The 24,102-nt window shown below is 62.9% G+C and carries 20 protein-coding genes and 1 riboswitch; of the genes, 2 read left to right on the top strand and 18 right to left on the bottom strand.

All coding sequences use genetic code 11. The features are described 5' to 3' along the window. Positions 1-200 precede the first annotated feature (200 nt). On the bottom strand, positions 201-2,774 hold the full coding sequence (locus AC127K_RS10395) for an FAD-dependent oxidoreductase (RefSeq protein ID WP_483720540.1): 2,574 nt from the start codon (positions 2,772-2,774) through the stop codon (positions 201-203). Positions 2,775-3,048: 274 nt separating this feature from the next. Between AC127K_RS10395 and AC127K_RS10390 the strand changes: the two genes are divergently transcribed. Then, a complete protein-coding gene (locus AC127K_RS10390; RefSeq protein ID WP_483720539.1) occupies positions 3,049-3,249 on the top strand; it encodes a hypothetical protein in 201 nt (66 codons plus the stop codon). A gap of 84 nt (positions 3,250-3,333) precedes the next feature. Here AC127K_RS10390 and AC127K_RS10385 read toward each other — a convergent pair whose 3' ends face one another. Genes AC127K_RS10385 through AC127K_RS10375 form a run of 3 tightly spaced genes read right to left on the bottom strand, consistent with a single transcriptional unit; the run spans position 3,334 to position 6,170 of the window. Further along, on the bottom strand, positions 3,334-4,635 hold the full coding sequence (locus AC127K_RS10385; protein ID WP_483720538.1) for a TRAP transporter large permease: 1,302 nt from the start codon (positions 4,633-4,635) through the stop codon (positions 3,334-3,336). 3 nt (positions 4,636-4,638) lie between these two features. Continuing rightward, complete coding sequence (locus AC127K_RS10380) at positions 4,639-5,127, bottom strand: TRAP transporter small permease (RefSeq protein WP_294540252.1); 489 nt, start codon at positions 5,125-5,127, stop codon at positions 4,639-4,641. Beyond that, on the bottom strand, positions 5,124-6,170 hold the full coding sequence (locus AC127K_RS10375; RefSeq protein WP_294540250.1) for a TRAP transporter substrate-binding protein: 1,047 nt from the start codon (positions 6,168-6,170) through the stop codon (positions 5,124-5,126). The genes AC127K_RS10380 and AC127K_RS10375 overlap by 4 nt, the downstream gene beginning before the upstream one ends. 389 nt (positions 6,171-6,559) lie before the next feature. On the opposite strand from AC127K_RS10375, the gene AC127K_RS10370 reads away from it, so the two are divergent. After that, complete coding sequence (locus AC127K_RS10370) at positions 6,560-7,369, top strand: MBL fold metallo-hydrolase (RefSeq protein WP_483720537.1); 810 nt, start codon at positions 6,560-6,562, stop codon at positions 7,367-7,369. A gap of 90 nt (positions 7,370-7,459) precedes the next feature. Here AC127K_RS10370 and thiC read toward each other — a convergent pair whose 3' ends face one another. From thiC to AC127K_RS10300, 14 genes are all read right to left on the bottom strand, one after another. Further along, entirely contained in the window at positions 7,460-8,770 is a 1,311-nt protein-coding gene (thiC, locus tag AC127K_RS10365) for a phosphomethylpyrimidine synthase ThiC (protein ID WP_294540246.1), read from the bottom strand. 22 nt (positions 8,771-8,792) lie between these two features. Continuing rightward, positions 8,793-9,599, bottom strand: a complete 807-nt coding sequence (thiD, locus tag AC127K_RS10360) for a bifunctional hydroxymethylpyrimidine kinase/phosphomethylpyrimidine kinase (RefSeq protein ID WP_483720534.1) — start codon at positions 9,597-9,599, stop codon at positions 8,793-8,795. A 109-nt stretch (positions 9,600-9,708) separates the two neighbouring features. After that, entirely contained in the window at positions 9,709-10,350 is a 642-nt protein-coding gene (thiE, locus tag AC127K_RS10355; RefSeq protein WP_483720533.1) for a thiamine phosphate synthase, read from the bottom strand. Beyond that, on the bottom strand, positions 10,337-11,158 hold the full coding sequence (gene thiM / locus AC127K_RS10350; protein ID WP_483720531.1) for a hydroxyethylthiazole kinase: 822 nt from the start codon (positions 11,156-11,158) through the stop codon (positions 10,337-10,339). The genes thiE and thiM overlap by 14 nt, the downstream gene beginning before the upstream one ends. A gap of 10 nt (positions 11,159-11,168) precedes the next feature. Then, the gene (gene thiW / locus AC127K_RS10345; RefSeq protein ID WP_483720530.1) at positions 11,169-11,687 is read right to left on the bottom strand and encodes an energy coupling factor transporter S component ThiW; all 519 of its coding nucleotides are present in this window, start codon (positions 11,685-11,687) and stop codon (positions 11,169-11,171) included. 282 nt (positions 11,688-11,969) lie between these two features. Further along, positions 11,970-12,077: riboswitch (TPP riboswitch) on the bottom strand. Between the two features lie 60 nt (positions 12,078-12,137). Next, complete coding sequence (locus AC127K_RS10340; protein WP_483720528.1) at positions 12,138-15,548, bottom strand: SpaA isopeptide-forming pilin-related protein; 3,411 nt, start codon at positions 15,546-15,548, stop codon at positions 12,138-12,140. Between the two features lie 97 nt (positions 15,549-15,645). Beyond that, positions 15,646-18,138: a glycoside hydrolase family 31 protein gene (locus AC127K_RS10335; RefSeq protein ID WP_483720527.1), complete on the bottom strand. Its 2,493-nt coding sequence runs from the start codon at positions 18,136-18,138 to the stop codon at positions 15,646-15,648. 411 nt (positions 18,139-18,549) lie between these two features. Further along, entirely contained in the window at positions 18,550-18,969 is a 420-nt protein-coding gene (locus AC127K_RS10330) for an RrF2 family transcriptional regulator (protein ID WP_483720526.1), read from the bottom strand. Between the two features lie 75 nt (positions 18,970-19,044). Further along, positions 19,045-19,440, bottom strand: coding sequence for a Fe-S cluster assembly scaffold protein NifU (nifU, locus tag AC127K_RS10325; RefSeq protein WP_483720525.1), 396 nt, complete (start codon positions 19,438-19,440; stop codon positions 19,045-19,047). Positions 19,441-19,450: 10 nt separating this feature from the next. Continuing rightward, positions 19,451-20,641 (bottom strand): cysteine desulfurase NifS, encoded by a 1,191-nt coding sequence (gene nifS / locus AC127K_RS10320; protein ID WP_483720524.1) that lies wholly within the window; start codon positions 20,639-20,641, stop codon positions 19,451-19,453. A 38-nt stretch (positions 20,642-20,679) separates the two neighbouring features. Next, entirely contained in the window at positions 20,680-21,612 is a 933-nt protein-coding gene (gene cysK, locus AC127K_RS10315) for a cysteine synthase A (protein WP_294542527.1), read from the bottom strand. A gap of 177 nt (positions 21,613-21,789) precedes the next feature. After that, complete coding sequence (gene hcp / locus AC127K_RS10310) at positions 21,790-23,430, bottom strand: hydroxylamine reductase (protein WP_483720523.1); 1,641 nt, start codon at positions 23,428-23,430, stop codon at positions 21,790-21,792. Between the two features lie 42 nt (positions 23,431-23,472). Further along, entirely contained in the window at positions 23,473-23,658 is a 186-nt protein-coding gene (locus tag AC127K_RS10305) for a ferredoxin (RefSeq protein WP_483720522.1), read from the bottom strand. Between the two features lie 28 nt (positions 23,659-23,686). Further along, the gene (locus AC127K_RS10300) at positions 23,687-24,013 is read right to left on the bottom strand and encodes a cupin domain-containing protein (RefSeq protein WP_483720521.1); all 327 of its coding nucleotides are present in this window, start codon (positions 24,011-24,013) and stop codon (positions 23,687-23,689) included. Positions 24,014-24,102: the final 89 nt, after the last annotated feature.

Here is a 24,102-nt window from a genome sequence, read left to right as displayed (position 1 = left end):
TCCCGATTGTCAAAGATAGATTTTCCCCTCTTGACCGAAAAAAGCCGGACCGCCCAGCGTTGAGGGTACACCACGCCCCTGCTGCTTTGTGTTTCAGACAAGCAGAGGATCGTTTTAATGCCCTTTTCCGTCTTGCGGTCCGGCAGATCCGTATTTGCTTTTTTCGGGTAATCGGTGATTGTCTGCGGCCTTGTCTGCGCTTAGCAGGTGGCGCCGCCCACCACGGTCTTCTTCAGGGCCGCTTCCTTGTCCATGGGCTCGGTGAGCAGCTTGTTCTGCACATAGTCGAAGCCCAGGCGGTCGATGGTATCGGCGAAGCGCTCCCCGGTGATGCCTTCATTGCGGAAGAAGAGGATGGCGCGTTCCACCACGTCCAGCACTTCCTCCTCGGAGGTGAAGATCTTGTCCAGGGGATGGCCATGGGCCACCTTCTTGCCCCAGCGGCCGCCGATGTAGATCTTGTAGCCGTCCATGAACTCCTCGGTCACGCCGAAGGGGCACTTGCCCTTGCAGCGGCCGCAGTGGTTGCAGGCATCGGGATCGATGTGCAGCACGCCGTTTTCCAGCTTGGCCACATGGATGGGGCAGTTCTTCTCCACCTGGCAGATCTTGCAGTTGCGGCACTTGGCGGGGTCGATCATGGGAACCCGCTGGCCCACAATGCCCAGGTCATTCAGATCGGGCTTGACGCAGTTGTTGGGGCAGCCGCCCACGGCGATCTTGAACTTGTGGGGCAGGGTGACGTTGTGGTAGCCGATGTAGAAGCGCTCATGCAGCTTCTCGCTCAGGCCGAAGGAATCCAGCAGGCCGTACTGGCAGGTGGTGCCCTTGCAGGAAACTACCGGGCGCACCAGAGAACCGGTGCCGCCGGTGCGCAGGCCCGCCTGCTGCAGGTATTCCATCAGGTCTTCCAGGTTGGCGTAAGGCACGGCCTGGATCTCCAGGGTCAGCCGGGTGGTCATGGTGACCTCGCCGGAGCCGAACTTTTCGGCAGCTTCGGTGATGGCCCGCTGTTCCGCCGCGGTGATCTTGCCGTTGCGGGTGATGACGCGGACGTTGAACACATCCGGGTACCGCTTGTCCTGCAGGCAGCCCAGGCCCTTGACCCGCTTGATCTCCTCGGGGGTCAGGGTGCCCTTGGTGACCGGGACCTTCACCTTGTTGAAATAGGCGCCGCCTTCCAGCACCCGGGTGTTGGTGTAGCCGAAGGACTTCAGGCGGTTCTGCAGGAAGTAGCCACGCTTGCCTTTGGCGCAGACCAGCAGCAGCTTGGCGTCCTTGTCCAGGCCCTCGATGGGTCCGGTGACCTGGGACAGGTTGACCCAGCGGGCGCCGGGGATCTTGGCTTCGGGCTGCACGTCGATGACCTGATAGTCCGCGGCGGCGCCGGCGGCGTACTCGGCGGGGGTGAAGGTCTCAAACGCGCCGGAGAGCTTGTTCTCCAGAATGTAGCAGGCCTGCACAAAGGGATGGATGGCGGTGGAGAAGGGCGGCGCGTAGGCAAAGTCCAGGGTGTTGAATCTTTCCAGGGTGGCGCCCAGGGAGATGCCGGTGACGGCGATGTCCACCATCTTGTCCACAGCGCCCGCACCCAGCACCTGGATGCCCAGCAGCTTGTGGGTGGCCTTGTCGGCGATGAGTTTGGTGACGAAGCTGTCGGCACCCGGATAATAATGGGCCTTGTCGTCGGTGACGCAGATCACGGTGACGGGGTCAAAGCCCGCGTCCTTGGCCTGGGCTTCGGTCAGGCCGGTGCGGCCGGCGTTCAGGGTTTCCAGCAGGCGGACCACGCCGGTGCCCAGGCAGCCGCCGTACAGGCTTTCATGGCCGGCCAGGTTGCGGGCCAGACAGCGGCCGGTGATGTTGGCGGTGGAGCCCATAGCGGACCACTGGGGTGCCCCGGTCAGGGCGTTGTGGACCATGGCGCAGTCACCCACGGCGTAGACGTCGGGCAGGTTGGTCTGCTGTTTGTCGTCCACCTTGATGGTGCCCTTGAACATGTCCAGGCCGGAGTTGGCCAGGAAGGCGGTGGCCGGACGGATGCCGATGGCCAGCACCACCATGTCGGCGGGGATGGGACCGGCGTCGGTGGTGATGCCGGTGGCCTTGTCGGTGCCGGTGATGCCCTGCAGGGCGGTGCCGGTCATGATGCGCATGCCCGCTTCCTGCAGCTTGCGCTTGACGTAGCCGGCCATTTCGGGGTCAAAGATGTTGGGCATGAGCTGGTTGGCTATGTCCACCACCGTGACCGAAACACCCTTGGCCATGAGGTTTTCGGCCACTTCCAGGCCGATGAAGCCGCCGCCCACCACCACAGCGCGACGGCAGGCGTTCTTGTCCACATAATCCCGGGCGGCGATGGCATCGTCGGGGGTGCGCATCTTGAAGACACCGGGCAGGTCGGTTCCGGGCACACCGGGCACGAAGGGCTCGGCGCCCACGGCCAGGATCAGCTTGTCGTAGTTTTCGGTGTGGTCAGCGCCGGTATCCACAGCGCGCAGGGTCACGGTCTTGGCAGCAGCGTCCAGGGCGACGGCCTCCTGGCCGGTGTGGACCTGCACCCGGGTGAGTCCGGCGTACTTCTGGGGGGTGTTGACGATCAGGTCCTCCCGGGTGGGAATGTCGCCGCCCAGGTAGTAGGGCAGGCCGCAGCCCGCGTAGGAGATGTCCTGCCCCTTGGTGTAGATGACAACCTCGGCATCCGGCTGTTCCCGCTTGAGCTTGGCAGCCGCCTTGGTACCGGCGGCTACGCCGCCGATGACAACAACTTTCATACAAACCTCCTGCCGGGGGTGGCGCAACGCCCCCACTGTTTCCGAATCGGAGTTTCTGCCGGACAGTTTCCCGGCGTTTTACATCGTATTTATCATACCGCAAACTGGAAAAAAACACAAATAAATTCCGGTTATATACAGATAAATCTGGATTATAAAAAAGAATTTTTTCTTTTTTGCTCCGGCGATACATTCCCGATACATGGCCCCGGTATGCTGGGTAGCATCAAAAACATCCGGGCGCCCCGCCGGCGCGGAAAGGACGGGATTTTCAATGATGGAAAGCAGAACTTTCAGGCGGCATCTGGCCAGTCTTTTATTTCTTGTGTGTTCGGTGCTTCTGCTGGTGGCCCTGCTGGGTACACGGCCGGTGCGCCGGGTCCGGATTCTGGACCCGACCCGGACCGCCGCAGCCGCCGGCTGGTATGAGGAGACCCAGGCCGGAAGCGGGCAGTGGGTCTACCACAGCGCATAAGGCATAAAAAGAAAAAAGGAGAGGGCGCACCGCGCAGGTGCGCCCTCTCCCCTGTTGTACCGGGAAAGGAGCTCCGTCTGCTGCTTACAGCAGTCCGGCCATCTGGGGCAGGCCCAGGCTGATGAAGGGTACATAGGTCACCAGCAGCAGGCCCACCAGGATGGCCGCATAATAGGCCAGCATGTAGGGCATGACCTTGGACAGGCTGGTGCGCCCGACCTTGATGGCCACGAACAGGGTGTTGCCCACGGGCGGGGTGATGTTGCCGATGCACAGGTTGTACACCAGGATCAGACCGAACTGCACCGGGTCCATGCCGAAGGTCTTGACGATGGGCAGGAACAGCGGGGTAAAGATAAGGATGGCGGGGGTGACATCCATGAAGGTACCGGCCACCAGCAGGATCACGTTCATGATGAGCAGGATCAGGATGGGGTTGGTGGTCACGCCCAGCAGGGCTTCGGAGATAGCCTGGGGGATCTGGGTAAAGGCCATGACCCAGCCCAGAATGTTGGACACGCCGATGAGGAAGACGACCATGCCGCTCATTTTGGCGCTTTCCACCACGATGTTCCAGAAGGATTTGAGGGTGATGTTGCGGTAGCAGATGCCCAGGATCAGGGCGTACACCACGGCGATGGCGGAGCCTTCGGTGGCGGTGAAGATACCGCCCACGATGCCGCCGATGACCACCACGATCAGGGACAGGCTGGGCAGGGCGGCCAGGGTGGCGCGGCCCAGGTTTTTCCAGTCAAACTTGCCGGGGGTGCCTTTGTAGCCCTTCTTTTTGGCGATGATGATCGCCACCACCATGCAGGCGATGGCCCAGATGATGCCGGGTACATAGCCGGCCAGGAACAAGGCTGCCACCGAAGTGCCGCCCGCGGCCAGGGAGTAGGTGATCAGGGCGTTGGAGGGCGGGATCAGCAGGCCGGAGGGGGCGGAGGCGCCGTTGGTGGCAGCGCACAGGGCCTTGTCGTAGCCCTGCTCCTCCTCCCCTTCCTCCACCATGCTGCCCACGGCAGCGGCAGCGGCGGAAGCGGAGCCGGAGATGGCGCCGAACAGAGCGTTGGCGCCCACGTTGGTGACCAGCAGGGCCCCGGGCAGCTTGCCCAGCAGGGCCATGACGAAGTCCACCAATCGTTTGGCGATGCCGCCCTGGTTCATCAGGTTACCGGCCAGGATAAAGAACGGAATGGCCGTGAGGCTGAATTTGCTCATGCCCACGAAGATACGCTGGGCACCGGTGACCACCGAGATGTCCAGGGGAACGGTCTGCAGAATGGCGATCAGCGAGGAGATGCCGATGGCGTAGGAGATGGGCACGCCCACAACCAGCAGCACCGCCAGCGCAACGACGATGATGATCAGAGATTGAATGGCCATGTCTTACGCCTCCTTTGTTTCTTGGGTTTCGCCCTTACAGATATCCACGATATTCAGGACGGTGTAAATCATGTTGAGTACGCCGCACAGGGGCATGACCACATAGAACACGCCCACGGCCACACCCAGGGAGGAGGTCATCTGGCCCATGGCCAGCTGAGAGATCTCGATGCCGCCGTAGACCAGGATGATGCCCGAGAAGGCAAAGGCGATGAGTTCGCCGAAGATGTTCAGGGCTTTCTGCACCGGCGGGCTCATGCGGTCCACCAGGATGGGGATGTTCATGTGGCCCCGCTCCCCGGTGATCAGGGAAGCGCCCAACAGGCTGGCCCAGGCAAACAGGTAGGAGACCAGTTCCTCCGACCAGGAGGAGGGGTTTGCCAGTACGTACCGGGTAAAGACCTGCCAGCAGGTCAGCAGGACCATGGCGATAAAGCTGACACCGGCCAGCACGTTCAGCGCTTTGGTCAGTACATTTCTCAAGGCTTTCATCCGTTTTCACCTCCCTCGGTATCGGTGGGATACTGCTCGTTGTAGGCCTGAATGGCATCATAGATGGGTTTCAGGTCGGGGTACTTTTCCAGCATTTCCTGATGCATGGGTTCGCAGGCTTCCTGGAAGGGCTTGGTGTCCGGATACAGGAACTGCACGCCCTGCTCATTCTGGGCGCGGTCCTTGGCCGCCTCCACGGCGGTGCCCCACTCTTCCCGCTGGACCTGGTTGACCAGCTCGAAGCCTTCGTCAAAGATGGCCCGTTCCTCCTCGCTCAGGCCGTCCAGGAAGTCCACGTTGCCGATGAGGATGTCGGGGATCATCTGGTGCATGTCGTAGGAATAGTACTTGCACACATCGCCGTGGCCGTTGTCGGTCAGGGCCAATTCGTTATTCTCGGCGCCGTCAATGATCTTGGACTGCAGGGCGGTGTACACATCGCCGAAGCCCATGGGGGTGGCGGACCCGCCCAGCAGGTTCATCATCTCCACGTTGGTGGGAGACTGCTGCACCCGGATCTTCAGGCCCTTCAGGTCGGCAGGGCTCTCGATGGGGGTGTTGACGGTGTAGAAGTTGCGGGTGCCCGCATCCAGCCAGGTCACGGCCTCAAAGCCCGCCTGCTTGGTGGACTCAAAGATGGGGCCGGTGATGCTCTCGTCATCCATGGCGGCGTGGTAGGCCGTGCTGGACGCAAAGAGATACGGCAGGTTGAACAGGGTGTAGTTATCGCTGAAAGTCTCCAGCAGGGAGTTGGAGGCCACGCAGAAATTGATGGCACCGGTCTGGGTCAGCTGGACCATCTCGTTCTGGGAGCCCAGCAGCTCACTGGGGAAGACTTCCACATCGTATTTGTCCCCCAGCTTGCTCTCGATGAATTCCTCAAATTTCACCAGCGCAATGTGGGTGGGGTGGTTGGTGGACTGGTTGTGGCCGATGCGGATGATCATCTTGCCGTCCGAACCGGAACCGCCGCACCCGGCCAGCAAGCCCGCCGCCATCACCGTGGCCAGCAGCAGGGATGCCGCACGAAATTTCTTTTTCATTAGCTCTGCCCTTCTTTCCATAACAGGTTTTGAACAAAGGACCCTGTGCCGCAGATACCCTTGCTTTCCGGTCATGCACCTCCTTTTATACCGGAATCTGCCTGTATCCCGATGCAGCAAACGGCGGCGGTCCCCCGGACGGTACCGCCGCCGTTTTTGTACAAGATCCGAACCCCGGCCCTGTAAGACCGGCGCACTTCATACTTAGACCTTACCATAGATTTTCTTTGTAGTCCAGACGAAAACCAGCTAAAAATGCGACTTATTTTTTGGAAGTTCACCCAAGATTTACCCCCGACCCTGTCCAATGGGAAGGTTTTTTCTTGTCCGGGCGGGGTTTGTGCGGTATACTGAAAACACAGTAAAAATACCGGGCGGGAGGGTCCTGTATGCGCATCGTCACCCTGATCGAAAACACCCCGGGCGCCGAAGGCTGCGCCCACGAACACGGCCTGAGCCTGTATGTGCAGACGCCCCGGCACCGTCTGGTGCTGGATACCGGGGCCACCGGCGCCTTTGCGGACAACGCCGCCGCGGTGGGCATCGACCTGAGGGCCGTGGACACGGTGGTGCTCAGCCACGGGCACTACGACCATGCCGGCGGGCTGCTGCGCATGGCCGAGCTGGCCCCGGAGGCCCCCATCTGGATGCAGCGGGGTGCCGGACGGGACTTTTACCACGGGGAGAAGTACATCGGCATCAACAAGGCCATTCTCGCCCTGCCCCAGGTCCGTTTTGCGGACGGGGATCTGCGGCTGGATGAGGAGCTGGTTCTGTTCAGCGGCATCACCGGGCGGCGGTACTGGCCCCAGAGCAACCTGGCCCTGCGGGTGCTGGAAAACGGCCTGCCCGTGCAGGACGACTTTGCCCACGAGCAATGCCTGATGGTGGAGGCCGAGGGCAAGCGGGTGCTGCTTTCCGGCTGTGCCCACAACGGGATTCTCAACATTCTGGACCGGTACGCCGAGCTCTTCGGCGGGGACCCGGATGTGGTCATCAGCGGCTTCCACATGAAAAAGGGCACCGACTACACCCCCGAGGAGTGGCAGGTCATTGAGGACACCGCCCACGCCCTGCTGGATCACAAATGCCTGTTCTACACCGGGCACTGCACCGGCCGCCCCGCCCAGGAACGGATGCAGCAGATCATGGGCGACCGGCTGCGGGCGCTGCACAGCGGCGAGGAACTGGTACTGTAACCTTTTTTACCATGCAAAAGGCCCCGTCTTCCGGCAGATGGCCGGAGGGCGGGGTCTTTTCTGTTGGGGATATTCAGCAGCGGGAAGGCATCACAGGATGTCGATGTGTTCGCCGTTGAGAGCCTTGTTCATGCTGCGCACGGCGCAGAACTTGCCGCACATGGAGCAGGTATCCTCGTGCTCGGGGGAACGGTCGGCCCGGATGGCCTTGGCGGTCTCGGGGTCCAGGGCACAGGCCCACTGGGCTTCCCAGTCCAGGGCGCGGCGGGCGTCGCCCATCTTGTCGTCCATCTCCCGGGCGCCGCGCACCCCCTTGGCGATGTCGGCGGCGTGGGCGGCGATCTTGCTGGCAATGATGCCCTGCTTCACGTCCTCCACATTGGGCAGGGCCAGATGCTCGGCGGGGGTGACATAGCACAGGAAAGCCGCACCGTTCATGGCCGCAATGGCCCCGCCGATGGCGGCGGTGATGTGGTCGTAGCCGGGGGCGATGTCGGTGACCAGGGGTCCCAGCACATAGAAGGGCGCGCCCATGCAGATGGACTGCTGCACCTTCATGTTGGCGGCGATCTGGTCCATGGGCACATGGCCGGGACCTTCCACCATGACCTGCACGTCCTTTTCCCAGGCGCGCTTGGTCAGCTCGCCCAGCCGGACCAGCTCCTCGATCTGGCAGACGTCGGTGGCGTCGGCCAGACAGCCGGGACGGCAGGCGTCGCCCAGGGAGATGGTCACATCATATTCCCGGCAGATGTCCAGGATCTCGTCGTAATACTCATAGAAGGGGTTTTCCTGGCCGGTCATGCACATCCAGGCAAAGACCAGGGACCCGCCCCGGGAGACAATGTTCATCTTGCGCTTGTGCTTGCGGATCTGGTCGATGGTCTTGCGGGTGATGCCGCAGTGCAGGGTGACGAAGTCCACCCCATCCTGGGCGTGCAGCCGCACCACGTCGATGAAGTCCTGGGCGCTCAGGGTGTCCAGGTCCCGCTGGTAGTGGATGACGCTGTCATACACCGGCACGGTGCCGATCATGGCCGGACATTCGTGGGTGAGCTTCTGGCGGAAAGGCTGGGTGTTGCCGTGGCTGGACAGGTCCATGATGGCCTCCCCGCCCAGGTTGACCGCCTCCATCACCTTCTGCATCTCCACGTTGTAGTCCTTGCAGTCACGGGAGACACCCAGGTTCACGTTGATCTTGGTGCGCAGCATGGAGCCCACGCCCTCGGGGTCCAGACAGGTGTGGTTCTTGTTGGCCGGAATGACCACCTTGCCCGATGCCACCAGCGGCATCAGCTCCTCCACCGTCATCCGTTCCTTCTTGGCAACGATCTCCATCTGGGGGGTCACGATGCCCTTGCGCGCCGCCTCCATCTGGGTGGCATAGTTCCGTTCGCTCATGATTTGACACTCCTTTTTGTATTCAGTCCGATTCCTCGGCAAAGGTCCCCTGCAGGGTCCAGGCATGGTTCATGGGCCCGCTCCCCTGCCCCAGGTCCAGCATGGCAGCCAGGGCGCCGGAAATGTACGCCTTGGCCCGACGCACCGATTCCGGCAGAGAGAACCCTTTGGCCAGGTTGGCCGCAATGGCGCTGGACAGGGTGCAGCCGGTGCCGTGGGTGTTGGGGTTCTGGATGCGCGCCCCCTCAAACCACTGCAGGGTCCCGCCGGCATACAGCAGGTCGTTGGCATCCTGTACGCTGTGCCCGCCCTTGAGCAGGACGGCGCAGCCGTAGACGTCCCCGATGGCCTTGGCCGCCGCTTCCATCTCCGCCCGGTCACGGATGGTGCGCCCGCTCAGCAGTTCCGCTTCCGGAATGTTGGGGGTGACCACCAGGGCCAGAGGCAACAGTTCTTTGGTCAGGGTGTCCACCGCCTCGGGCCGGATGAGCCGGGACCCGCTGGTGGCCACCATGACCGGGTCCACCACGATGTTCTGCGCATGGTAGAACCGCAGCCGTTCGGCAATGGTGCGGATGAGTTCGGGGGAGGAGACCATCCCGATCTTCACCGCGTCGGGGCGGATGTCGGTAAACACCGCGTCCAGCTGCTGGGCGAGGAATGTGGGGGTGGTTTCCTGGATGGCCTGTACGCCGGTGGTGTTCTGGGCGGTCAGGGCGGTGATGGCGGTCATGGCAAAAACGCCATTCATGGTCATCGTCTTGAGATCGGCCTGAATACCGGCGCCTCCGCTGGAATCGCTTCCGGCGATGGATAATGCTGTTCTCATGGGAAAAAACTCCTTCTGCATTATTTTTTCTTAGGCGACAGAGAGTGGTGCCCCCGGTCTGCCGCCGCAGCGGGCCGCCCTTTCGGGGCGGCCCGCTGTCTTTTTCTGTTTATTTCCGGGTCATTTCCTCGGACAGGGCCCGCAGGCTGCGGGCGGCGGCCTCGATGTCCTGGGCCCCGAAGAGGGCCGAGACCACGGCCACGCCATCCACCCCGGTGCCCTGCAGTTCCATCAGGTTTTGGGCATTGATGCCGCCGATGGCCACCACCGGGATGTCCACGGCGTCACAGATGGCTTTGAGTCCCGCATGGGAGAGGGCGGTCACGTCCTGCTTGGTGGAGGTGGTGAACACCGCCCCCGCCCCCAGGTAGTCGGCCCCGTCGGCAGCGGCCTTGCAGGCCTCGGCCACGTTGTGGGCCGAGACCCCCACGATCAGGTCCCTGCCGGCCCGACGGCGCACCTCGGCGGCAGGCATATCGTCCTGCCCCACATGCACCCCGTCCGCCCCGCAGGCCAGGGCGATGTCCAGATCATCATTGATGATGAAGGGCACGCCATGGGCTTTGCAGAGGGAGGCGATCTGACGGGCTTCCGCCAGAAAAGCCTCCTTGTCCAGCTGTTTTTCCCGCAGCTGGACGCAGGTGGCCCCGCCCCGCAGGGCATCTTCCACCTGTTCATACAGGGTCTGCCGCCCCACCCAGGCGCGGTCGGTGACGGCATACAGCCGCATAGCGGTGTTATCGAGTTTCAAAGCGTTCTCCCTCCTCCAGCTGTGGGGGCGTCAGGTTGTACATGGTGTCAATGATGCGGCTGCGCAAAGCGGCGTTGCCCTCCCCGGTCGTGAGACGGCTCCGGGCGATCTGCCCGCACAGCCCCATGGCGGCGACAGCGGCGGCCGCCGCTTCCAGAGGCTTGTCCGGGCTGGCCGCCACGAAGGCCGCCGTCAGGGCCGAGAGCTGGCAGCCGGTGCCGGTGACCCGGCGCATCATGGCACAGCCGTTGCGGATGCAATAGGCGGTTTTCCCGTCTGCCACCAGGTCGATGGCGCCGCTGACCGACACCACCACCCCGGTGCGCTGTGCCAGGTCCTGTACCAGGGGGATCACCCGGTCCAGAGACTGCTCGGTGAGGGCATCGGCGGCGTCGGCGTCCACCCCGTGGACGGTGCCGCTGCCCCGGGCCAGGACCTTGATCTCGGACAGGTTGCCCCGGATGACAGCGATGCGCAGTTCCGCCAGCAGCTGTCGGACGGTGGTGCCCCGCAGCGCCGAGATGCCCACCCCCACCGGGTCCAGCACGATGGGATGGTCCAGGGCGTTGGCGGTGCACCCGGCCGACAGCAGGGCGGGCACGGTGCCGGTGTGCAGGGTGCCCAAATTCAGGTGCAGTCCGGCGCAGGCCGCCTGCACCTCGGACACTTCGGCCGGGTCGTCGGCCATGATGGGGGACGCCCCGCAGGCCAGCAGCAGGTTGGCGCAGTCGTTGGCGGTGACATAATTGGTGATGTTGTGGATGAGCGGGGCCTGCCGGCGCACCGCTTCCAGGTAAGGTCCGAACATGAAATCTTCCTTATCTTGCCAGTGTTTTCTGCATGGTGGAAAGGGCCCCGGTGCCCTTGAGGCCGTAGACCAGCGCCCCGGCGATGATGCTGCCCCCCGCGGTGGAGACCAGGAAGGGCACGATGTAGGCGTAGAAGGCCACATCCGCCACGCTCTGGCCCATGAGCAGGATGGCCACCGGATAGGCGCACAGCCCACCCAGGATGGAGGTGCCGAAGACTTCCGCCACCAGGGTCAGCGGGATGTTCTTGCTGAGCCAGTAGGCCACACCGCACAGCAGCGCCCCGAACATGCTGCCGGGGAAGGCCATCAGGCTGCCCAGACCGGTCAGATTGCGGATGAGGCTGGCCACAAAGGCCACCCCCACCCCGTACCAGGGCCCCAGGAGCACGGCGCACAGGATGTTGACCATGTGCTGCACCGGGGCGCACTTGCTGCCGAACACCGGGAAAGAGAACATGCTGCCCACCACGGCCACGGCGCAGAACACGCCGGCCAGGGCCAGTTTACGGGTCTTGTTGCTTTTCATATACAAACGCTCCTTTTGGTTTGGTTGCGGAAAACGGCCGGCACAGCGACACTTTCCCGCAAGAGTTGCCCGCAGGTTTTCCTGCGGCTCCCATGGAAAATTGCGGTCGAGGCTTGCTGGCCTCCTCTCACGCCGGAACACGGCTTCCCATCGCTGGCTGTACCGGGCACAGGGCGCTCCCCCTCTGCCCGCCGCGGACGGCCGCGGACCTTCCGTTTTCCACTTCCTTTCCCAAAAAGACAAACAAAAACGGGAGACACCCGAAAGGGTGCCTCCCGAAAAAGTGCTTCGTCCACAACTTCCTACGGCGGCATTATCCGCATCAGGTGTAAGGGTCGAAGGTGATTCCTTCCTCTCAGCCCGTCAGCACGAGCTCCCCCGGTTTTTCTGTTTGGGCCTATTATAGTCCCGCCGGACGGCGGCGTCAATGGTTTTTTCAAAATCCCGGCGTCACCCCTGCCGCCGGCGCTGACGGAAGGCTTCCGACAGCATCAGTCCGGCACCAGAGATACCCAGCACCACCACCCACAACCAGGGACGGGCCGGGTCTCCGGTGGCGGGGGCATCCGCATCGGCGGGGCAGGGCGTGGTACGGGGCGGCTCTTCCTGTGCCGGGGCAGGCTCCGGTGTCCGGGTGGGTGACGGAGTGGCCGTCAGGGTGGGCGCCGGGGTGGGGGTGGGCTGCAGGGTGCTGGCATTGGTGAAGGTGATGGTGGTGCCCCCTGCGGGCAGGGTCACGGTGAGTTCGTTTGTTTCTTGCGGGGTCCCGCCGTTGAGCTGCACGGTGGTGCGATAGTTTTCGGTTTCGGCCTCGGTGACGGTGAAAACGGTGCCCGGTTCCAGCTCCTCAAACACCAGGCGTTCCTTGTCCCGCAGGGTGGTCTGTGCCCTGCCCTCGGCGTCAAAAGTCAGGCCGCCATACTCGCCGGTCAGGGGGGTACCGTCGGGGGCTGTCAGGGTCAGGGTGAAGGCAAAGTCCCGTTCCGTCTCCCCCCGGAAGCCGGTCACCGTCTTGGTCACGGTGAGCCGGGTAGGGTCGTTGCGGTAGCGCACAATGGTACTGCGGGAGAACAGGTTGCTGATATCCTGGTCTCCCAGGTCGATTTTCAGGTCCTGGTCGGTGCCGGCGGCGTAGTTCTGGGTGATCTTCAGCCGGGACCACCCCGCGTTGACGAGGAAATACACCGGGTCCCCGGGGGTGGTGGGGCCGTATTCCAGGATCTGGTTGCTGCTGTAATAGGAAAGATCCAGAGGCGCCGCGGAGGAGGGCGTCCACACCGCCCAGTCGTCGCCGGTGCCCGGGGTGTAGGTATTGGCGGTGTACAGGGCCGCCTTGATGTCGGTGAGGGTGGCGTTGATGTCGTCGGGCACCGCAAACTGCAGCATGCTGCGCACCACCTTGCCCACACCCCGCAGCACCGTCACATCGTCGGTGGGGGTGCCTGCGTCGGCATAGATGCCGGTGTTGTCCACCACCACCGGGGTGAGCTGGCCGGAAGGCGCGTAGCCGTCCGGAGCGCTGAGTTCCTTCAGGTAGTAGGTGCCGGCGGGCAGGACCGTCCTGGTGTTGGGGAAGGTCCCCGCCCCGGGCAGGGTGATGATGTCTCCCCTGTCCTGGCTCAGGTCTTCGGTGGTGACGGTGTCATAGGGCTGGGCACCCGGGTTCACCTGGCCGTCGGTGACATCAGAGGCCAGATACAGCCCGAACACCGCCCCGTCCAGGGGCGCGGCGTTGTCCTCGCCCACCTTCTGCACAAAGAAGTAGTTCTTGATGTCCGGCACGAACAGCCGCACCGAAAATTCCCGCTGGAAGCTGCCGTACTGGTCGGTGAGGTCATCGTTGAGGCGGACGGTGTTCTGGGGGGTGGCCCCGGCCAGGTTGGGGGCGCTGGTGCGGTAGAAGCCCACCGTGTACTGGGCATTGTCCCCGCTGAGCTTGCCGTTGGTGGCCAGCACATAGTAGTAGGTCAGGATATCCCCGGGCAGGTTGTCGATGGTGGTCTTGTAGGCGCCGCTGCTGTCCAGGGTGAACAGATAGGGGTTGGCCCGGGCGGCGTTGAGCACATCCTGCAAAGAGGTGCCGGCCTGCACCGTCCAGCCGGTGATGGGGTCACCGGAAACGGGATACCACTGGCTTTCGGTGCTGCTGCCGCTGCCCGCAGCATCCTGCCGCTTGAGCACCACCGCAAAATAGGTGCCGTCGTCGGCGGAGTAGGTGGTGCCGTCCAGACCTTCCGGGGAATCGGGCAGGGTGGAGGTGACCACCGGGCTGGCGTAGGCCCCGGTGTCCCAGGGCTTGGCCGAAAGCAGGGTAGCCAGCTCATCATACCCCTGGGGGAAATACAGGTCGATCTGGGGCGGGGAACGGTAGCCTTCCGGGGTGACGCTTTCCACCAGAGCAAACTTGCCGGTCTGGCCGGGGCCGCCGTACTCGTTTTTCAGATTGTTCAGGCTCAGCAGGGTGCCGTCCGGGTTCTGGAAGACAAAATACCCGTTGGCCCCGGTGGTGCCGGTGGCAATGAGGTTCTGGGGGTCGTAGGAATAATCGTCGTTGGCATAGTACAGCCGGAACTCCGCCCCGGGCACCGGGTCCCCGATCTGGTCCACCTTGATGAGGTCGCTCTGGGGGATGGAGACCAGGTTGAATTTCAGCTTCATGTTGGAGTCGTAGTTGCCCCGCTCCAGGTAGAAGAATTTCAGGGTGTGGTAGGTATCGTCCGCAAAGGTATCCGACCCGGTGTTGGTCCAGGGGACCCCGGCGGCCAGGAACTTGTCCCGAATGGTGCCGTCGGGATTTCCGTTGATGAACACCTGCCCGTTCTGGAAGTCGATTTTCAGGGAGGCGGCGTTATGGATGCCCCCCAGGTCCCCCACCAGGACGTTATCAATGAACACCCACACGTCATCGTCACCGGTGAACTCGTAGGTCACGGGGGTACCCCCGGCGGTGCCGTCCACCGTGCCGTTGGGCTGCTGCACAAAGCGGGTGGTCATGGTGACCCCGAAATAGTGGTTCAGCGCCGCATTGTTGGAGCGCAGGTTCTTGACCTGGCTGTACACGTTGAAGGGAAAGAACTGCCCCGCCTGCCCGGAGGACCCGCCCGAGAGAACCCCGGGGGAATCGTACAGGATGAAGGCGTTGGTGCCCTGGTCATACTGGGCGAAGTTGAGGGCGCTGTCGTAGTAATAGTAGCCCTGGTCGTCGATCTGCAGCAGGTCCCGCACGTTGGGGTAGGAGGCCTTGCCCGGGTTGGCCTGGTTGGGGTTGAAGAGGTAATTCAGGGACTGGTTCCCCTGGCTGAGGATGGGGTAATTGTTCTGCAGCAGGTCCTGCACAATGCCGGTGCGGGGCTTGGCGCTGCCGGTGTAATCGTTGATGCCGCCGTTGGGGTTGCGGGGCGCCGCCGCCGTGAACTGCAGCAGCTTGCCCTGGTTGATGCCCCGGTCCATATCGGGCGGGTTGGTGGTATCGGGGGCGTTTTGGGTGGTGATCCAGTAATCAAACAGGTTGATGGTGGTCCCCACCGGGGAGACGGCGTCGGTGAGCACCCCGTCCGAAGCCAGAGGCGCCGCCGTGTCCGCCTTCCGGGACGCGGCAGAAGGACGTGTTCCGCTTTCCCCCGTGGCCGGCAAGACCGCTGCCGTTTCCCCGGTGGCAGTCTCCCCCGTGGCCGGCTGTGCTCCGATGGACACCGGCAGCAGAACGCCCAGCAAAACCGACAGGGCCAGGGCCCACAGCCGCCGGCCGTTTGTATGTAGATTTTTCCTCGTGTTGCTCTCCACCTTCCGCTTGGTCTTGGCGGAGACACCCCCGCCATGCCTGCTATTATAGCGGCGGCGGGGTGCGGATCGTGGCGTCATCTGTCGCGCCGGTCCCGGTTTTGGAAAAAATGCGGCGGAAAAGCAGAAAAGCCGCAGCATACGCTGCGGCCTTTCCGGAAAGAGAAGCGCGTTTCATTTACATGCCAATGAGGTCGAAATCTTCAAAGGACACGGTCAGGTCCAGGTTCCTGCGGGGGTTGGGATACTTGATGAGCACGGCCCTTTTGGTCTGGCTGTAATACCAGCCAGAAGCGGCGGCTTCAAATTTGCGTCGGTTGAGGAAGTGTTCCAGCGGGGTATCCCCCAGCTCCACCCAAAAGGGGCTGCGGTCCTTGCGGATCATCTCCACGGTGACACGCTCCACAACATCGGCATAGCTCCCCTCGGAGATCATGCGCACCCCCACCAGTCTGGTGCCTTCCATGGCAATGATGGTCTCGCGGAACACACCCTTCCGGTAATCGTTGGTCACGCCGTCATCATCGTACATGGTGTAGATTCTCTCCCTGCCGGGGGCCAGCAGCAGATGCAGGTCGGTCACCGGATCCCTGGCCATGTTCATGATCCGGTTGTCCGCCATGGGGATGACGGCCCCTTCCCGGATGAACATGGGAATGGTGGTGATGTCCACCGGCACCTCAATGGTCTGGCCGCCCTCGTAGCAGGCATAGTTGTTGTTCCAGTCGTACCACCTGCAGCCGGCAGGCAGGTAGACCTTCCAGGTCCTGACGCCCGGTTCCAGGACATTGGCCACCAGGATGTCCCGGCCGAACAGGAATTCAAAGCTCTCGTCGTACACCCGGGGGTCGTTCTGGAATTCGTAGACCAGGGGGCGCATGATGGGCGCACCGGTGCGGCTGGCCTCATATTCGGCGGAGTAGAGGTAGGGCGTCAGCCGGTAGCGCAGCAGGATGGCATCCCGGATGAGGGGGGCGGAACCACGGTACATCCAGGGCTCGGTGACGGTGTTGTCGGTGCTGGCCGAGTGGATGGAAAACCGGGGCTGGAAGATGCCGTTCTGCACCCAGCGCACAAAGAGTTCCTCCTCCGGGGCGGGGCCGTGGAAACCGCCGATGTCGGCGCCTTCATTGGGCTGGCCGGACAGGCCCATGCCGGTGATGGTGGGGATGTTGTAGCGCAGGGTCTTCCAGCTGGTGAAGTTGTCGCCGCACCAGGTCTGGGCATACTTCTGGATGCCGGCGGAGCCGCTGCGGCAGACGATGTAGGGACGGGCGTCGGGGTTGTGCTCCACCACCGCCTCGGCCCCGATCTTGCACATGAGGGTGCTCATGACCGGCTTGAGCTGGGCAATGGTGCCGCCCTTGCCGTCAAAGTCGCAGCGGCAGTCCTTGTCCAGCAGGCTGTCGTATTCGCAGTTGTCGTTCCAGATGGAATCGGTGCCTACGTCGATGATGTGTTTGGTGAGGTATTCCTTCCACACCCGGCGGCCCGCCGGACTGGTGTAGTCCCAGAAAGCGCCGTCGCCGCCCCACCATCTGCCCACGGCGTAGGTGTCCTGGGTGGAATCCTTGACGAAAACGCCCTTGGCGCTGAACTCGTCGAACCAGGGATGGCACAGCAGCACCCCGGGCTTGACGTTGGGCACATTCTGGGCGCCCTTCTCGTTCATGGCCTGGAAGTAGGCCCGGGGATCCTTGAAGCGGTCGGTGTTCCAGGTAAACACGCAGCGCTTGTTGTTGCAGCTGGTGTAGCCGGAGGAAAGATGGAAGCCGTCAATGGGAAATCCTTCCTCCTTGACGGTGTCGATGAAGTCCAGCACCGCCTCATCGCTGTCCTTTTCCAGCTCGGGATAGTACATGCTGGACCCCTGATACCCCAGGGCCCGCTTGGGCAGCAGGGCCGGACGGCCGGTCAGGCGGGTGTAATTGTCCAGCACCCGGCGCAGGGTATCTCCGGCCAGCAGGAACAGGTCGATGTCGCCGCCGTCCGCCTGCCAGTAGGTATAGCGGGACCAGTAGTTGCTCTTCTCGCAGCCCATGTTGAAGACGGACTCGTAGAAATTGTTGTAGTACACCCCCACCGCTTTGGCCGTGGCCCGGTTCAGCCGGATGTAGAAGGGGATGTGCTTGTACAGGGTGTCCATGGCGGCGGCATCATAGCCCATGGCGTCGGTGGCGCGCTGGCGTATAAAATGCTTGTTCTTGTTCAGCACGCCGGTCTTTTCGCCGAAACCGTAGAAGCAGTCATCCTCATTCATGGCGCTGTAATGGGTGATGCGGCGGTTGGAATCCAGGGTGTAGGGGGTGCCGGCCAGGTCACTGTACAAAAGGTCCCATTCGCGGTTGTACAGCTTGAAGCCCAGCGGGTCCTTGCAGAATTGCAGCAGCACGGCCGGGGTGACAAAGACATACCCCTCCTTCGTTTCGTGCAGCCGGGGTTCCACCGGCTGCAGGCGGGTGCGCTCGCCGGCAAACAGACCGTCCAGGCGGTCGGCCCAGGCTGTAGTAGCCAGCACATAGGATTCCTCGGCCATCTCTCGGTCGAAGGAGACCCGAATGCGGACGATCTCATCGGTGACAAAGCAGACCTTGATGTCTGCACAGTTGGTATGAATCAGGAAGCCGCCGTCCAGCGGCTCCATCTCCCGGAATTCTTTGCAGAGATACATGATACAGGTCCCCTTCCGCCCTGTGTCGGGCTTGTGGTGTTTTTTCCCATTATACCATATTTCCCCGCCCTTTTTGCCCTGCACGGGATTTTCCGGCCACACTTTTCTTCCGCATACCGGGGCCTGCAGTCATCCCCCCGGCAAAACCGTTTTTTCACAGATGACTGAACCCCTGGAATACCAGCGCGCGCTTCATGTGGCGTTGGTAGGGTCTGCCAGTTGCGAAAGTGGGGATGTGCTTCATTTTGGGAGCTGCTTTCTTATCCTCGCATTGAACCCTTCTTATTTTCAGGGGGTAACGTTTGGCATCATCGGCAAAAGTCTTATCCTGAACCACTGGTCTGACGAGTGGTTTTCAATATGCAAAAAGCCCTGCCGGCGTGCGGCAAGGCTTTTGGGGGAAACAGGCATTCACACGGCGGCGTCCGGGCCGTTGCGGACCAGGTCTGCCAGGGTGATGCCGTCAAAATATTCGTTTGTCATGCGGTAGAACTCCCGCCACATGGGCAGGGTCTTGCACTGGGCCTGCCGGCTGCAGGGGGCGGCCCCGCAGGACAGACAGGCCACCGGGGCCAGATCGCCTTCGGTCAGGCGCAGGATCTCCCCGGCGGTGCAGTGTTCCGGTTCCCGGCACAGGCGGTATCCCCCGCCTTTGCCCTGCTGGCCTTCCACCAGGCCGCCCCGGGTCAGGGCAGGCAGGATCCGTTCCAGATATTTCAGGGAGATGCCCTGTCGGGCGGCGGCTTCCTTCATGGGGACATAGCCTTCCCCCCGGTGTTCCGCCAGATCTACCATGATGCGCAGGGCATACCGCCCTCTTGTGGAAATCATTCCTTGCAACACCTCTGTTCGTTCTCCTTCCTGATTATACATCATTTTGCGAACAGGCTGCAAGGGCGGGCCGGATCAGACGCCGGTGGGCGGGGTGGCGCCGCTGCGGGCGTAGTAGTCCTGCAGGGCTTTCTGGATGGCTTCCTCCGCCAGCACCGAACAGTGCATCTTGTGGGGCGGCAGACCGTCCAGGGCTTCGGCCACTGCCTTGTTGGTCAGGGTCATGGCCTCGGACACCGGCTTGCCCTTGATGAGTTCGGTGGCCATGGAGCTGGAGGCAATGGCGCTGCCGCAGCCGAAGGTCTCGAACTTCACGTCCTGAATGGTATCGTTTTCGATCTTGAGATAGATCTTCATGATGTCGCCGCACTTGGCGTTGCCCACCTCACCCACGCCGTCGGCGTTCTCGATGACGCCCACGTTGCGGGGATGGCGGAAGTGATCCATGACTTTTTCACTGTACAGAGCCATTATCGTTACCTCACTGAATTACAAAAGGTGTTTTGCCCGCTTCCAGGTCCCGCCACACCGGGGACATTCCCCGCAGGTAGGTGACCACCCGGGTCACTTCTTCCACCGTGCGGTCGATCTCGGCCTGGGTGGTATCGGGGGACAGGGTCAGGCGCAGGGAGCCATGGGCGATCTCATGGGGACGGCCGATGGCCAGCAGCACATGGCTGGGGTCCAGGGACCCGGAGGTGCAGGCCGAGCCGGAGGAGGCGCAGATGCCCGCGTCGTCCAGCAGGAGCAGCAGGGATTCGCCCTCGATGCCCTCAAAACAGAAGTGCACGTTTCCGGGCAGACGGTGCTCCCGGTCCCCGTTGAGCACCGAATGGGGAATGGCGGAAAGTCCTTCGATGAGCCGATCCCGCAGGGCGGCCATCCGGGCGGCGTTTTCGGCCCGGTGGGCGCAGGCTTGTTCCAGCGCCGCAGCCATGCCCATAATGGCGGGCAGGTTTTCGGTGCCGGCACGGCGGCCCCGCTCCTGGGCACCGCCCTCGATGAGGGGGGTCAGGGCCACCCCTTTGCGGGCGTAGAGCACCCCGGCCCCCTTGGGACCGTGGAACTTGTGGGCGGAGAGGGAGAGCAGGTCGATGTGCAGGGCCTGAACGTCAATGTCCAGGTGGCCTGCCGCCTGCACCGCATCAGTGTGGAAGAGGATGCCCTTTTCCCGGCACAGGGCGCCGATCTCCCCTACCGGCTGGATGGTGCCGATCTCGTTGTTGGCAAACATCACACTGACCAGGCAGGTATCCGGCCGGAGGGCCGCGGCGATGTCCGCCGGACGGACGATGCCGTTTTCCGGCACCGGCACCAGGGTCACCGCAAAGCCTTCCTTTTCCAGGGCGGCCAGGGTGTGGAGCACGGCGTGGTGCTCGATGGTGGTGGAGACCAGATGCTTTTTGCCCTTGCGGGCGCCCAGATAGGCCGCCGAGCGCAGGGCCTGGTTATCCGACTCGCTGCCGCCGGAGGTGAAGGTGATCTCCCGGGGGTCAGCAGCGTTGAGCAGTCGGGCCACGGTGGTGCGGGCAGCGGTCAGGGCCTCCTGGGCCTGCTGCCCGAAGGCATACAGGCTGGAGGGGTTGCCGTACTGCTCCTGGAAATAGGGCAGCATGGCCTGCAGAGCGGCGTCACTCAGGCGGGTGGTAGCCGCATTGTCAAGATAGATCATGGGAATTCTCCTTTATGAGATGCGCCGCGGTACAGGATTCAGTCCGCGAACAGCGGGGTGGACAGGTAGCGGTCGCCGGTGTCCGGCAGCAGCACCACGATGGTCTTGTCCTGGTTTTCCGGGCGGCGGGCCAGCTGGATGGCGGCCCAGAGCGCCGCGCCGGAGGAGATGCCCGCCAGCACCCCTTCCCGGCGGCCCAGCAGGCGGCCGGTCTCGAAGGCGTCGGCCTCCTCCACCGTCAGGATCTCATCGTAGATGGCGGGGTCCAGGGTGTCGGGCACGAATCCGGCACCGATGCCCTGGATCTTGTGGGGACCCACCCGGCCGGCAGAGAGCACCGGGGACCCGGCAGGCTCCACCGCCACCACCCGGGTGCCGGGGTTGCGGGCCTTCAGGTAGGTGCCCACGCCGGTGATGGTGCCGCCGGTGCCCACACCGGCCACAAAGAGATCCACCTGGCCGTCGGTGTCCTCATAGATCTCGGGGCCGGTGGTCTCCCGGTGGATGCGGGGGTTGGAGGGGTTCTGGAACTGGCGGGGCAGGAAACTGCCGGGAGTGGCGGCGGCCAGTTCCTCCGCCTTCTCGATGGCCCCCCGCATGCCCTTGGCGCCCTCGGTGAGCACCAGCTCGGCGCCGTAGGCCTTCATCATGGCCCGACGCTCCACCGACATGGTCTCCGGCATGACCAGGATGACCCGGTAGCCCCGGGCCGCCCCCACCGCTGCCAGACCGATACCGGTGTTGCCGGAGGTGGGTTCGATGATGGTGGCCCCGGGCTTGAGCCGGCCGGAAGCCTCGGCATCGTCCAGCATGGCCTTGGCGATGCGGTCCTTCACCGAGCCGGAAGGGTTAAAGGCTTCCAGCTTGGCCAGGATGCGGGCGTGCAGGCCCAGCTCCTTCTGGATGCGGGTGAGTTCCAGCAGCGGGGTGCGGCCGATCAGCTGGTCGGCGGATGTATAAATGCGGCTCATAAGCGGTCCTCCATATTCCTACTGTTTAAGTTGGTATTATTCTAGCGCACATAACCTACTATGTCAATAGGTTTTGTAGGAAAATTATTTCCGCGCGTCCCTCTCCCCTTCCGGGCATAGCAAAAGCCCTGCCTTCCGGCAGGGCTTTTGCGCGTTGCTGCACTTGTTTTTCGGCAATCAGGCGTTTTCGCCGAAGAAGAGGCGCATGTCCTCCTCCACGGTGCCGATGCCCGCAATGCCGAAGTTGTCCACCAGGACCTTGGCCACGTTGGGGCTGAGGAAGGCGGGCAGAGTGGGGCCCAGATGGATGTTCTTCACCCCCAGGTAGAGCAGGGCCAGCAGCACGATGACCGCCTTCTGCTCATACCAGGCGATGTTGTAGATGATGGGCAGGTCGTTGATGTCCTCCAGGCCGAAGACCTCCTTCAGCTTGAGAGCGATGACCGCCAGGGAGTAGGAGTCGTTGCACTGACCGGCGTCCAGCACACGGGGAATGCCGCCGATGTCGCCCAGGTCCAGCTTGTTGTACTTGTACTTGGCGCAGCCCGCGGTGAGGATGACAGTATCCCGGGGCAGGGCCTTGGCGAAGTCGGTGTAGTATTCCCGGCTCCTGGCGCGGCCGTCGCAGCCGGCCATGACCACGAACTTCCTGATGGCGCCGGACTTGACCGCTTCCACGATCTTGTCCGCCAGGGCCAGCACCTGGGCGTGGGCGAAGCCGCCCACGATCTCCCCGGTCTCGATCTCACGGGGCGGCGGACAGGTCTTGGCCTGAGCAATGAGGGTGGAGAAGTCCTTGGCTTCCCCGATGCCGCCGGGGATGTGCTTGCAGCCGGGATAGCCCGCGGCGCCGGTGGTGTACAGCCGGTCCTTGTAGCTGTCCTTGGGGGGCACGATGCAGTTGGTGGTCATGAGGATGGGGCCGTTGAAGGACTCGAACTCTTCCTTCTGCTTCCACCAGGCGTTGCCGTAGTTGCCCGCAAAGTGGGGGTACTTCTTGAAGGCCGGGTAGTAATGGGCGGGCAGCATCTCGGAGTGGGTGTACACATCCACCCCGGTGCCCTGGGTCTGCTCCAGCAGCATCTCCAGGTCCCGCAGGTCGTGGCCGGAGACCAGGATGCCGGGGTTCTGGCCCACCCCGATGTTCACCCGGGTGATCTCCGGGTTGCCGTAGGCGGTGGTGTTGGCCTTGTCCAGCAGGGCCATGCCCTGCACACCGTACTTGCCGGTCTCCATGGTCAGGGCCACCAGCTCGTCGGCGGTGAGGGAGTCGTCCAGGGTAGCGGCCAGGGCGCGCTGCAGGAAGGCGTCCACCTCGCCGTCGTCCTGCAGCAGGGCGTTGGCGTGCTTGGAGTAGGCGGAAAGCCCCTTGAGGCCGTAGGTGATGAGCTCCCGCAGAGAGCGGATATCCTCATTTTCGGTGGAAAGGACGCCCACCTGCTTCGCCTTTGCCTCCCAGTCCCCTTCCCCGTTCCAGCGGGTGGCTTCGGGCAGGGCGGCGGGGTCCTGCACCCGGGCCAGCAGTTCCTGCTTGGCGTTCAGGGTGGCACGGATGCGGGCCTCAATGGCCTGCTTGTCAAAGTTGGCGTTGGTGATGGTGGTGAACAGGTTCAGGGTGATGAGATGGTTGATCTCGGTGGGGATCTCCTCCCCGCTGTTGCGCAGGGCGGTGGTCACGGCGGAAATGCCCTTGCTCACATACACCAGCAGGTCCTGCATGGCGGCCACGTCGGGTTGTTTGCCGCAGACGCCCACCAGGGTGCAGCCCTTGCAGCCGGCGGTTTCCTGACACTGATAACAAAACATCTTGGTTTCCATAGGGGTTGGGTTCTCCTTACAGGGTTTCTGTTTTTTGGGGGATTACTGCCAGCTGATGGCCGAGACCGGGCAGTTGTCGATGGCGGTCTGCACATCGGCCTGGTTTTCCTCGGTGACGGCGCCGTAGGCTTTGGACTTGCCTTCGTCGTTCAGCCGGAAGACGGCGTCACAGGTGGCAGCGCACAGGCCGCAGCCGATGCAGGTTTCCTGATCCACAAATGCTTTCATAGTAGATTCTCCTTTGTCTATAAGATGTTCAGAATACCACGACCAGCAGCATCTTGAAGGCTTCCTGGCCGTAGACGGCGTGGGGGTGACCGGCGGGCATGACGATGGACTCGCCCTCCTTGAGCAGATAGTCCTGCCCGTCGATGGTGATTTTGCCTACCCCGTCCAGGCAGGTGACAAAAGCGTCCCCGCCGGAGGCATGGGTGCTGATTTCCTCCCCTTTGGCGAAGGAAAACAGGGTGATGCTCAGGGCTTGGTTCTGGGCCAGGGTCTTGCTGACCACCTGGCCTTCCTGGTAGGCGATCTGGTCTTTGAGCACCAGGACTTCGGCCTGGCTGATATTTTTCATCTTCATGGATGGGACCTCCCGATGTTGCCGCTTGTCTTAGGGTTTTCGGTTTGTTCCGCTTTATGCGCGGAACCGGAGGCGAAGATTTTCCACCG

It is taken from the genome of Subdoligranulum sp. DSM 23681 (assembly GCF_057005535.1).
Note: the sequence above shows the minus strand (reverse complement) of the source record. Positions and strands in the feature narration are given on the sequence as shown.

Coding starts and splice junctions, on each gene's coding strand:
- AC127K_RS10395 (WP_483720540.1), bottom strand. CDS start 2,774: ATGAAAGTTGTTGTCATCGGCGGCGTAGCCGCCGGTACCAAGGCGGCT.
- AC127K_RS10390 (WP_483720539.1), top strand. CDS start 3,049: ATGATGGAAAGCAGAACTTTCAGGCGGCATCTGGCCAGTCTTTTATTT.
- AC127K_RS10385 (WP_483720538.1), bottom strand. CDS start 4,635: ATGGCCATTCAATCTCTGATCATCATCGTCGTTGCGCTGGCGGTGCTG.
- AC127K_RS10380 (WP_294540252.1), bottom strand. CDS start 5,127: ATGAAAGCCTTGAGAAATGTACTGACCAAAGCGCTGAACGTGCTGGCC.
- AC127K_RS10375 (WP_294540250.1), bottom strand. CDS start 6,170: ATGAAAAAGAAATTTCGTGCGGCATCCCTGCTGCTGGCCACGGTGATG.
- AC127K_RS10370 (WP_483720537.1), top strand. CDS start 6,560: ATGCGCATCGTCACCCTGATCGAAAACACCCCGGGCGCCGAAGGCTGC.
- thiC (WP_294540246.1), bottom strand. CDS start 8,770: ATGAGCGAACGGAACTATGCCACCCAGATGGAGGCGGCGCGCAAGGGC.
- thiD (WP_483720534.1), bottom strand. CDS start 9,599: ATGAGAACAGCATTATCCATCGCCGGAAGCGATTCCAGCGGAGGCGCC.
- thiM (WP_483720531.1), bottom strand. CDS start 11,158: ATGTTCGGACCTTACCTGGAAGCGGTGCGCCGGCAGGCCCCGCTCATC.
- thiW (WP_483720530.1), bottom strand. CDS start 11,687: ATGAAAAGCAACAAGACCCGTAAACTGGCCCTGGCCGGCGTGTTCTGC.
- AC127K_RS10340 (WP_483720528.1), bottom strand. CDS start 15,548: ATGACGCCACGATCCGCACCCCGCCGCCGCTATAATAGCAGGCATGGC.
- AC127K_RS10335 (WP_483720527.1), bottom strand. CDS start 18,138: ATGTATCTCTGCAAAGAATTCCGGGAGATGGAGCCGCTGGACGGCGGC.
- AC127K_RS10330 (WP_483720526.1), bottom strand. CDS start 18,969: ATGATTTCCACAAGAGGGCGGTATGCCCTGCGCATCATGGTAGATCTG.
- nifU (WP_483720525.1), bottom strand. CDS start 19,440: ATGGCTCTGTACAGTGAAAAAGTCATGGATCACTTCCGCCATCCCCGC.
- nifS (WP_483720524.1), bottom strand. CDS start 20,641: ATGATCTATCTTGACAATGCGGCTACCACCCGCCTGAGTGACGCCGCT.
- cysK (WP_294542527.1), bottom strand. CDS start 21,612: ATGAGCCGCATTTATACATCCGCCGACCAGCTGATCGGCCGCACCCCG.
- hcp (WP_483720523.1), bottom strand. CDS start 23,430: ATGGAAACCAAGATGTTTTGTTATCAGTGTCAGGAAACCGCCGGCTGC.
- AC127K_RS10305 (WP_483720522.1), bottom strand. CDS start 23,658: ATGAAAGCATTTGTGGATCAGGAAACCTGCATCGGCTGCGGCCTGTGC.
- AC127K_RS10300 (WP_483720521.1), bottom strand. CDS start 24,013: ATGAAGATGAAAAATATCAGCCAGGCCGAAGTCCTGGTGCTCAAAGAC.